We start from the raw sequence: 9,996 nt of genomic DNA, 5'->3' as shown, positions 1-9,996 counted from the left end.
ATCTCGATCATGGCGCCGCCGAACGGGTCGCGGCGTCGGTCGGCGGCGCGGCGTTCAAATGTGACGTCGGCCAGGAGAAGAACATCCGCCATGTGATCGAGGAAACCGAGCGGATGTTCGGTCCGATCGCGCTGTTCTGTTCCAATGCCGGCATCGGCGGCGGCTTCGACCCGCTTTCGGTCAATGCCGGCGGCACCTCCGACGAGCCCTGGGCGCGCAGCTGGGCAATCCACGTGATGGCGCATGTTTACGCGGCGCGGCACCTGATTCCGCGCATGAAGGCGCGCGGCGGCGGCTATTTCCTCAACACGATCTCGGCCGCGGGTCTGTTGTCGCAGGTTGGAAGTCCCGCTTATTCCACCACCAAGCATGCGGCGGTCGGCTTTGCGGAAAATCTCGCGATCTCGCACAAGGCCGACGGCATCAAGGTCTCGATCCTGTGTCCGCAGGGCGTCGATACCGACATGTTGCGTTCGTTGCCGAAGGGGCCGCAATCCGGCGACGGCGACCTGCCGCCGGCGCAGGTCGCGAACGACGCGCTTGAAGGCATTGAGCGGGAGACTTTCCTGATTTTGCCGCACCCGCAGGTGCTCGGCTATATGCGCCGCAAGACCGAGGATTACGACCGCTGGATCTTAGGTATGGCGAAAATCCAGGCGAAGCTGCGGGAAGAGCACGGGTAGCTTTCGTCATTGCGAGGAGCGCGCGACAAAATTGCGGAGCAATTTTGCGCTGGAGCGATGAAGCAATCCGGTTCTTGCCCGGGTTTTGTGCTGGATTGCGTCGCTCCGCTCGCAATGACGGCTGACCTTTTCACTCATCCAACGCCGGCGCGGCCTCACGGTCCGCCTTTAGCGCGGCCGCATACAGCCTCAAGCCTTCGCACACCGTGCGCTGCTCGGCTTTGCTCAAATGCGCCAGCGCGCCCGCCACCTGGCGCCGGCCGAAATCGTGAAGCATCGCCAGCGTGCGCTGCCCTTTGGCGGTTAGCGACAGTGGCTTGCTGCGCGCATCGATCGGGTCGGTCGTCTCTCTTAATTCGCCGGCCTCGATCAGCTTGTGAACCATGCGGCTGACGCTCGATTTCTCCAGATGCAGAAACTCCGCGAGTTGCATCGCGGTCATTGGGCCGCGCAGGCCGATTTCGAGGATGGTGTGAACCGCCGACGGCGGATAGCCGCTGGCTGCGACCGTCGCTTCCATGAAGCCGAGTTCGCGCACCATCTGCCGGGAGGCCGAGCGGATACCGTCGATGAGGGCAATGTCGAGGTCAGGCATCTTGACTACCATATAGTTGTATAATACAACTATATGGTATGGATGACAAGATCCGGCCAAACCGGACCGGTCTCTTGTCGCGAATGGTTGGGCGTCATGAGTGAGTTGTTGCCGGGTGACGGAATTGGTCAGCACCGCAAGTCTTGTGCTCGCATGCTGGGGAAGGCCTGCCTGGTGACAGGAGGCGGGAGCGGCATTGGCCGCGCCACCGCGCTTTTGATGGCTGAGGAGGGTGCGGCCGCCGTGCTGATTGCCGGTCGGCGTCAATCCGAGATCGAAGCCACCGCGAAGGCCTGCGAAGATCTCGGCGCTGAGGCGGTCGCCATCGTAACCGACGTCACGCGTGAGGAAGATGTCGAGCGTCTCGTCGCAACCGCGATCGCGCGCTACGGCAGGCTCGACGCTGCCTTCAACAATGCCGGTTTCCAGGAACGGCGTGCGCCGCTGGAAACGCAGGACAGCGCCGTCTACGATCAAGTGTTCGACACCAATGTGCGGGGCGTATTTCTCTGCCTGCGGCATCAGTTGCCGGTCATGTTCGCGCAGGGCTCGGGACGGATCGTCGTCAACGCGTCGGTGAGCGGTCTGCGCAATCCAAATCCGGGCTTTTCGCTCTATTCCGCCTCCAAAGCCGCCGTACTCTCACTCGTCCGTTCGGCGGCGATGGAAGCCGCGCCGCGTGGCGTCTCCATCAATGCGATCGCACCGGGGCGCGTTGTCACCGACATGATGCTGCGTGCGGGCGTCGGCGACATGGCGAGCGTCGCGGCCGGTTTGCCGCTCCGGCGAATGGGCAAGGCGGAGGAGGTGGCCGAAGCCACGGTCTGGTTGCTCTCGGACGCATCGTCCTACGTGGTCGGTCACGTTCTCGCGGCCGACGGCGGCTTTCTCGCCTCGTAGCCCTTGCGCTCGTACAACACCGGCACGCTGGCATCGACCATCACCTCGACGACGCTGGTCCCTTGGTAAGCCAGTGCGCGCGTGAGCGCAGCCACCAGCTCCGATGACTTCGTCACCCGCGCCGCATCGCAGCCCATGCCTTGCGCAATTTTCACGAAGTCGATGCCGGGCATGTCGAGGCCCGGTACGTTCCGCACCTGCATGACCTGGCTGAACGAGCGCATCGCGCCGTAGCCTTGGTTGTTGATGATGATGACGGTCAAAGGCAATTTCCGCTGCGCCGCCGTCCACAAGGCCTGGATCGAATACATCGCCGAGCCATCGCCGATCAGGCAGACAGTGCGCACATTGGGGCGGCCGAGCGCCAGGCCGACCGCGGCCGGCAGGCTGTAGCCTAAGCCGCCGCTCGCCATGGTGTAAAAACTGTCTTGCCCGCGCATCGGCATGAATTTCTGCATGGCCGGACGGTGCGACGGCGCTTCTTCCACCAGCACGGCGCCGTCGGGCATCGCGGTCGACAGGCTGTGCAGCAAGAATTCCGCAGGGATCGGATCGCCGGCGTGCGGCGCGGCTGGCAACGCACGGGCCTTGGGTAGCGCGCGGTTGCTCTCACCGGTCAGCTCGACCAACGCGGCGAGCGCCGGCTTCATGGTGGCGATGATGCTGGTGCCGCTTGGCGTGACGGCGGCGGCCTCGGGATCGTCGGTGATCTGAAACAGCGCCGCCGTGCCGTCGAAGATCGATGCATGGCCTTCGACGTGAAACGTAAACACGGGCGCGCCGATGACGACGACGAGATCATGCGCGCGCAAAGCTTCCGAGAGCTGCCCAGGCGAGGCGTGCAGAAATCCGGCAAATTGCGGATGCCGCTCCGGGAAACTGCACCGCGCCGAAAACGGGCTGACCCAGACCGCGGCGCTGGTCTTTTCGGCGAGCCGCACCATCAGATCGACAGCCTGCGCGCGATCGATCGCTGGTCCCACGACAAAGGCGGGCGATTTGCTGGCCGCGAGCGCTTCTGCGAGAGCCTTGATGGCGTCGCGATCGGGGTGCAGCTCGCGCGTCACGCTGCGCGCCTCGACCGCTTGCGCAGGTTTGGTCCAGTCGTCGATCGGCACCGAGACGAAAACCGGCCCGCAGGGCGGCTGCATCGCGGTGTAATAGGCGCGCGCGATCGCACCCGGCACGTCCTCGGGCCGCGCCGGTTCGACCGCGAACTTGACGTAAGGCCGTGGAAACTCCGAGGCGCGCTCGGCGAACAGAAACGGCTGCAACGGCAGGATCGAGCGCGCCTGCTGGCCCGCGGTGATCACGAGCGGGGTCTGGTTGCGGTAGGCGGTGAAGACGTTGCCGAGCGCGTGGCCGACGCCGGCCGCCGAATGCAGGTTGACGAAGCCGGCGTTGCGGCTCGCCTGCGCATAGCCGTCGGCCATGCCGATGACGGACGCTTCCTGCAGGCCCAGCACGTAGTCGATATCGTCGGGCCAGTCGCTCAGGAACGGCAGCTCGGTCGAACCGGGATTGCCGAAGACTTTTTTGATGCCGAACGCGCGCAACAGCTCGACCGTCGCCTGCTTGACGGTGAGAGAGGTGGTGGAAGGCTTGCTGGGCTTCGAGGGCAAGATGTTACTCCGTCATTCCGGGGCGATGGGTAGCATCGAACCCGGAATCGCGAGATTCCGGATCTGGTGCTGGCGCACCATCCCGGAATGACGGAATTGAAACTGCATCGCACCGGAATGACAGACGGAGGCAATCACCACGTGGCAAGGCCCTTCATGGTCGGCGTGCCTTCCGAATTCGCGGTCCAGGTTTCCAGACCGGCGTCGGTCTCGTTGGCATTGACCGAGAACTCGGAACCTTCGAACAACGGCTGCAAGCCGCGATAGCTAAATTTTTTCGGCACTCGCCCGCGCAACTTGGCGGCGAATTCGATCTGCAGCGCCGCCTGCATCGGCCCGTGGAAGATCAGGCCGGGATAGCCTTCGACCTTGGTGACGTAATCGCGGTCGTAATGAATGCGATGGCCGTTGAAGGTCAGCGCCGAATAGCGGAACAGCAGCACCGGATCGGCGTAATGCGTCTCGCGATGTTGTGCCGCCGGCGCCGCGCCGGCCGGTTTGGCAGGCGCGGACGAGCTTGACGTGACATCGCGATAGACGATGTCATGTCGCTCGCGGATCGCAAGGCCGCGCGGCGTGGTCAGTTCGTGATCGACCGCGACAAAGCAGAGCTGTCCAGTCGAGCCACTTTTCAGGCTGACGTCCTTGATGCGCGAGGTGCGCGTCACTTCGTCACCGACGCGAAGCGTATCGAGGAACTCGAGTTCGCCGCCAGCCCACATTCGCCGCGGCAGCGGCACCGGCGGCAGGAAGCCGCCGCGCGAGGGGTGGCCGTCGGGGCCAAGTTCGGAAGCCGGCACGACCGCCGGCGCCAGGCACCAGTGCACCGTGAACGGCGCGACGTCCCCTCGCTTCGGCTCGCCGATCGGGAGAAACAGCGTGGCGCGCAGGCCCTTCACCAGTTGCGCGGTGACGATATCGGTCGCTTGCGTGCTGCGGCCGATCCACTGCCGCAAATGATCGAGATCGGGCTTTTCACTCATGAGGCTTTCCGCTTCGAAGACTTCTTGTGGGATGCCGCCTGCTCGCCGATCGCCGGCACCGGACCGTAGTGGCGCGGTTCGTCGACGAAGACCGCAGCCGGCGCCGGATAGCTCACCACGCCCTTCGGCGTCTCAACCTCGATCCGCCGCAAATGCGGATGTTGGGCTAGGTCCTCGACGCTGTTGACCTCGGCAAAGGCGATGTCGGCATCGGCGAGGCGCTTCAGCAGTTCGTCGCGCGTCATCGATGCAAAGCAATTAGCGACGATGCCGTCGGTCAGCGGGCGGTTCTTGACCCGTTCGACCATGTTGGAGAAGCGCGGATCCTTCGGCAGATCGGGCTGCCCCAGCACCTTGGCACAGAGCGTCTTCCACTCGCGCTCGCTCTGGATCGAAATCAGAATGTCCTTGCCGTCCTTGGAGCGGAACACGCCATAGGGCGAGATCGAGGGATGGGCGAGGCCGATGCGTTTCGGCGGCTGGCCGGCCTCGGCATTGAGCAGCGGCACCGTCATCCAGTCGGCCATCACATCGAACATCGAGATCCTGATATCGGCGCCCCTGCCGGTGCGGCCGCGTGCGATCAGCGCTTCCAGGATCGAGGCATGCGCGGTGGCGCCGGTCGCGATGTCGACGATCGACAGTCCGACGCGCGAGGGGCTTTCCGGACCGCCGGTGACGGAGGCGAGCCCGCTTTCCGCCTGGATCAACAGATCATAGGCCTTGCGGTGGGCGTAGGGGCCTTCATCGCCATAGCCCGTGATGGTGCAGGTGATCAGTGCCGGATAATCCTTCTTCAAGCGATCGAGCGAGAAGCCGAGCTTGTCCATCGAGCCGGGCTTGAGGTTCTGCAGCAGCACGTCGGCGCCGGCGATCAACTGCTCCAGCTCGCTGCGGCCCTCGTTGGTCGCGAGATCGACGACCGCCGAATCCTTGCCGCGGTTGAGCCAGACGAAATAGCTGCTCTGGCCCTTGGCGGCGGCGTCATAGCCGCGGGCGAAATCGCCCTCCGGACGCTCGACCTTGATGACGTGGGCGCCGGCGTCCGCCAGACGCGACGAGCAGAACGGCGCGGCGACGGCCTGTTCGACGGCGATAACGGTGATCCCTTCAAGCGGCAGCATGGCTTATTTCTCAATAGGAGCGGGGCATGCCGAGAATATGCTCGGCGATGTAGGACAACACCAGATTGGTGGAGATCGGCGCGACCTGATAGAGCCGCGTCTCGCGGAACTTGCGCTCGACGTCGTATTCTTCGGCGAAACCAAAGCCGCCATGGGTCTGCACGCAGGCATTTGCCGCTTCCCAGGACGCATCCGCCGCCAGCATCTTGGCCATGTTGGCTTCCGCGCCGCAGTCGAGCCCGGCTTCGTATTTGCGCACGGCTTCCTTGACCATCAGTTCGGCCGCGCGCATCGCCGCATAGGCCTTGGCGATCGGGAACTGGATTCCCTGATTCTGGCCGATCGGGCGGCCGAACACGGCGCGGTCCCTGGCATAGGCCGAGGCCTTTTCGATGAACCATTTGGCGTCGCCGATGCATTCGGACGCAATCAAGATGCGCTCGGTATTCATGCCGGAGAGGATGTAGCGAAAGCCCTTGCCTTCCTCGCCGATCAGGTTTTCCGCCGGTACTTTCATGTCGGTGAAGAACACCTCGGTGGTCGAGTGGTTCATCATGGTGCGGATCGGGCGGATCGAAAGCCCCGCCTTTTTGGCTTCGCGCATGTCGACGATAAACACCGACAATCCATCGGTGCGCTTCTTCGCCTGCTCCTTCGGCGTGGTGCGCGCCAAGAGGATCATCAGGTCGGAATATTCGGCGCGGCTGGTCCAGATCTTCTGGCCGTTGACGATGTAACTGTCGTTGCCTTCCCTTCGGGCAAAGGTCTTCAGCGAGGAGGTGTCCGTGCCGCTGGACGGTTCGGTGACGCCGAACGCCTGCAGGCGCAATTCGCCGCTCGCGATCTTCGGCAGCCATTGCGCCTTCTGCGCCGCGCTGCCATGCCGCAGCACCGTGCCCATGGTGTACATCTGGGCGTGGCAGGCGCCGGCGTTGCAGCCGTTCTTGTGAATCTCTTCCAGGATCGCGGTCGCGGCCGAAAGTTTAAGCCCGGCGCCGCCATATTCTTCCGGGATCAGCACCGAGAGATAGCCGGATTCGGTCAGCGCATCGACGAAGGCCTTCGGATAGGCCATTTCGCGGTCGAGCTTGCGCCAGTATTCGCCGGGAAACTGCGCGCAGAGTTTTGCGACCGCGTCGCGGATGTCGGCATGTTCGTCGTGATCGGTGGAGGTCATCTTCTCTCGGTCTGCAAAATGGTGCCGCGGGCCGAAGGTCCGTGGCGGTCCTTCGGGATTAAGCGGGTCTGGGGCCCTATTCAACCGTTTAAAGCATACTGCGGTCGGCTTGAGCTATGTCCGCGGCGAGGGCGGGTCCTCGTCAAGGAGGTGACCCCGCCCGCAACTCCTCACGCAGGTATGCGCACCGGCAAGGATTCGATGCCGCGCACGAAACTGGAATAGACCCGCTTCGGCTCGCCCACCACCTCGATCCGCTCGAACCGCTTCAATATTTCCTGCCAGACGATCTTGAGTTGCAGTTCGGCCAGCCGCATGCCGACACAGCGGTGGATGCCGAAGCCGAACGACAGGTGAATCTTCGGCCGCGCGCGGTCGATGATGAACTCGTTCGGCCGCTCGATCACTTCCTCGTCGCGGTTGCCGGAGACGTACCACATCACCACGCGATCGCCCTTCCGGATCTTCTTGCCGCCGAGTTCAGTATCAACCAGCGCGGTGCGCCGCATATGGGCCAGCGGGGTCTGCCAGCGGATCACTTCCGGCACCATGCTATCGATCAATGCGGGATTTTCGCGCAGCTTGCGGTACTCGTCCGGATTCTCGTTCAGCGCCAGCACCGAGCCGCTCATGGTGTTGCGCGTGGTGTCGTTGCCGCCGACGATCAGGAGCACAATGTTGCCCATCAGATTGTCCGGATCCATGTAGCGCGTGGCCTCGTTGTGGGCCATCATCGAGATCAGATCGTTGCGCGGTTCGGTATTGACGCGCTCGTTCCACAATCTGGAAAAATAGGCCGCGCACTCGTCCATCTCGGCGCGGCGCTGCTCTTCGGATTCGACGATGCCGCTCTTCGGCAGCGCGGTCGAAACGTCCGACCAGCGCGTCAGCTTGCGGCGTTCCTCGAACGGAAAGTCGAACAGCGTCGCCAGCATCTGCGTCGTCAGCTCGATCGACACCAGATCGACGAAGTTGAAGGTCTCGTTGCGGGGCAGCGAATCCAGCACCTTGCACGTGCGCTGACGGATCAGGATCGCCAGTTCGTCGAGATGTTTCGGCGTGAACATCGGCGACACGGTCTTGCGCTGCGCCGAATGCCGCGGCTGGTCCATGGCGATGAAGCTCGGCCAGTCATAGCCCGGCGGCACGTCGCGGATCGAAATGCCGCCCAGCGACACGTCCGACGAAAAGATGCCGTGATTGGTGTCGACATGCATGATGTCGTTGTACTTGGTGACCGACCAGTAGGGCTCGATCGGCGCCTTGGTGCAGTAATGCACCGGCGCTTCCTTGCGCAGCCGCTCGAAATAGGGCCACAGGGTATCGCTGCGGAACAGTTGCGGCGCGCCCGGGTGAAAATCCTCCAGCGGCATGGCATAGGCAGCCTCGCGCGCGGCGCGCAACATTTCCTGCTTGTCGATGCCAGGCGATGTCTGGATGTTCATGGTCGTTCCCTCGAAGTGTCCCTGCCGTTGAATCGGAAGGTGGGAGGTTTTGACCGAATTACATCCCCTTGCACCGGCAAGAGCAAGAGAGTTTTGACGCTGGAGTTGTCATCGCCGTGGCATGCCACACACGGCCCCGTGACATTGCGTGCTCCAGGGTCTAATCCATTTGGAAGATATGAGAAGTCTTAATGCCTGGAGGCCGCCCGTCATGATTCCGAATGCGTACCGGACGTTCAATTTCGACCTCGGCGAGACCGCCGATGCATTGCGCGAGACCGTGCACGATTTCTCGAGCAACGAAATCGCCCCGCGCGCCGCCGAGATCGACAAGACGAACCAGTTTCCGATCGATCTATGGCCCAAGCTCGGCGCGCTCGGCCTGCACGGCATTACGGTCGAGGAAGAATATGGCGGCTCCGGCCTCGGCTATCTTGAGCATTGCGTGGCGATGGAGGAGATCTCGCGCGCCTCGGCAGCGGTCGGCCTGTCCTATGGCGCGCACTCCAACCTTTGCGTCAATCAGCTCCGCCGCAACGGGTCGGACGCGCAGAAAAGGAAGTACCTGCCAAGGCTGATTTCCGGCGAGGACGTCGGGGCGCTGGCGATGTCGGAGCCGGGCTCGGGGTCGGACGTGGTGTCGATGTCGACGCGCGCCGAGAAGAAGGGCGACCGCTACGTGCTCAACGGCTCCAAGATGTGGATCACCAACGGTCCCGTCGCCGAGACGCTGGTGGTCTACGCCAAGACCGATCCGTCCGCTGGTCCGCGCGGCATCACCGCCTTCATCATCGAAAAGGGCATGAAGGGATTTTCCACGGCGCAGAAATTGGACAAGCTCGGCATGCGCGGCTCCGACACCGCCGAACTGGTGTTCGATAATTGCGAAGTGCCGGAAGAAAACGTGCTTGGCGACGTCGGGCGCGGCGTCAACGTGCTGATGTCGGGCCTCGACTATGAACGCGCCGTGCTGGCGGCGGGGCCGCTCGGCATCATGCAGGCCTGCATGGACGTGGTGCTGCCCTATGTGCATGAACGCAAGCAATTCGGTCAGCCGATCGGCAGTTTTCAACTCGTGCAAGGCAAGCTCGCCGACATGTATACGACGATGAATGCCTCGCGGGCCTATGTCTATGCGGTGGCGAAAGCCTGCGACCGGGGCGAGACCACGCGCGAGGATGCCGCCGGCGCCATTCTTTATGCGGCCGAAAAGGCCACGCAATGTGCGCTCGATGCGATCCAGTTGTTAGGCGGCAACGGCTACATCAACGACTATCCGACCGGCCGGTTGCTGCGCGACGCCAAGCTCTACGAAATCGGCGCCGGCACCTCGGAGATCCGCCGCATGCTGATCGGCCGCGAGATTTTCTAGGAGACGGCGTAATTGACACGCAATGCGCACAGTAACACCTTGGTGCCATGGCAGATAACGTCACCCTCGAATTCCTCGGCACGCAAATCGAGCGC

The 9,996-nt window shown here is 63.3% G+C and carries 9 protein-coding genes; 3 read left to right on the top strand and 6 right to left on the bottom strand.

The window, feature by feature from the left end; genetic code table 11:
* Positions 1–683, top strand: a 683-nt coding sequence (locus VFL62_RS16450; RefSeq protein WP_325173439.1) for an SDR family oxidoreductase, incomplete at its 5' end; no start/stop codon positions are given.
* A 130-nt stretch (positions 684–813) separates the two neighbouring features.
* On the opposite strand, the gene VFL62_RS16445 is transcribed toward VFL62_RS16450, so the two are convergent.
* A complete protein-coding gene (locus VFL62_RS16445) occupies positions 814–1,278 on the bottom strand; it encodes a MarR family winged helix-turn-helix transcriptional regulator (RefSeq protein WP_325173438.1) in 465 nt (154 codons plus the stop codon).
* 153 nt (positions 1,279–1,431) lie between these two features.
* Between VFL62_RS16445 and VFL62_RS16440 the strand changes: the two genes are divergently transcribed.
* Positions 1,432–2,178 carry an SDR family NAD(P)-dependent oxidoreductase gene (locus VFL62_RS16440; RefSeq protein WP_325173440.1) on the top strand — a complete coding sequence of 249 codons (747 nt, stop codon included), beginning with the start codon at positions 1,432–1,434 and terminating at the stop codon, positions 2,176–2,178.
* Here VFL62_RS16440 and mdlC read toward each other — a convergent pair.
* From mdlC to VFL62_RS16415, 5 genes are all read right to left on the bottom strand, one after another.
* The gene (mdlC, locus tag VFL62_RS16435) at positions 2,139–3,800 is read right to left on the bottom strand and encodes a benzoylformate decarboxylase (RefSeq protein WP_325173437.1); all 1,662 of its coding nucleotides are present in this window, start codon (positions 3,798–3,800) and stop codon (positions 2,139–2,141) included. The two genes, VFL62_RS16440 and mdlC, sit on opposite strands and share 40 nt — an antisense overlap.
* Positions 3,801–3,934: 134 nt before the next feature.
* Positions 3,935–4,783: an FAS1-like dehydratase domain-containing protein gene (locus VFL62_RS16430; RefSeq protein ID WP_325173436.1), complete on the bottom strand. Its 849-nt coding sequence runs from the start codon at positions 4,781–4,783 to the stop codon at positions 3,935–3,937.
* Positions 4,780–5,907, bottom strand: coding sequence for a CaiB/BaiF CoA-transferase family protein (locus VFL62_RS16425; protein WP_325173435.1), 1,128 nt, complete (start codon positions 5,905–5,907; stop codon positions 4,780–4,782). Before VFL62_RS16425 ends, VFL62_RS16430 begins: the two co-directional genes overlap by 4 nt.
* A gap of 10 nt (positions 5,908–5,917) precedes the next feature.
* Positions 5,918–7,084: an acyl-CoA dehydrogenase family protein gene (locus VFL62_RS16420; protein ID WP_325173434.1), complete on the bottom strand. Its 1,167-nt coding sequence runs from the start codon at positions 7,082–7,084 to the stop codon at positions 5,918–5,920.
* A gap of 170 nt (positions 7,085–7,254) precedes the next feature.
* Positions 7,255–8,529, bottom strand: a complete 1,275-nt coding sequence (locus VFL62_RS16415) for a cytochrome P450 (protein WP_325173433.1) — start codon at positions 8,527–8,529, stop codon at positions 7,255–7,257.
* Between the two features lie 211 nt (positions 8,530–8,740).
* On the opposite strand from VFL62_RS16415, the gene VFL62_RS16410 reads away from it, so the two are divergent.
* Positions 8,741–9,901, top strand: coding sequence for an isovaleryl-CoA dehydrogenase (locus tag VFL62_RS16410; protein WP_325173432.1), 1,161 nt, complete (start codon positions 8,741–8,743; stop codon positions 9,899–9,901).
* The last annotated feature ends 95 nt before the right edge of the window (positions 9,902–9,996 follow it).

The sequence above is a fragment of the Bradyrhizobium sp. genome, from assembly GCF_035701725.1.
GTDB lineage: Bacteria > Pseudomonadota > Alphaproteobacteria > Rhizobiales > Xanthobacteraceae > Bradyrhizobium.
Note: the sequence above shows the minus strand (reverse complement) of the source record. Positions and strands in the feature narration are given on the sequence as shown.

Bases quoted from the DNA above. Each gene is read 5' to 3' on its own strand.
- VFL62_RS16445 (WP_325173438.1), bottom strand. From the start codon at position 1,278: ATGCCTGACCTCGACATTGCCCTCATCGACGGTATCCGCTCGGCCTCC.
- VFL62_RS16440 (WP_325173440.1), top strand. From the start codon at position 1,432: ATGCTGGGGAAGGCCTGCCTGGTGACAGGAGGCGGGAGCGGCATTGGC.
- VFL62_RS16430 (WP_325173436.1), bottom strand. From the start codon at position 4,783: ATGAGTGAAAAGCCCGATCTCGATCATTTGCGGCAGTGGATCGGCCGC.
- VFL62_RS16425 (WP_325173435.1), bottom strand. From the start codon at position 5,907: ATGCTGCCGCTTGAAGGGATCACCGTTATCGCCGTCGAACAGGCCGTC.
- VFL62_RS16420 (WP_325173434.1), bottom strand. From the start codon at position 7,084: ATGACCTCCACCGATCACGACGAACATGCCGACATCCGCGACGCGGTC.
- VFL62_RS16415 (WP_325173433.1), bottom strand. From the start codon at position 8,529: ATGAACATCCAGACATCGCCTGGCATCGACAAGCAGGAAATGTTGCGC.
- VFL62_RS16410 (WP_325173432.1), top strand. From the start codon at position 8,741: ATGATTCCGAATGCGTACCGGACGTTCAATTTCGACCTCGGCGAGACC.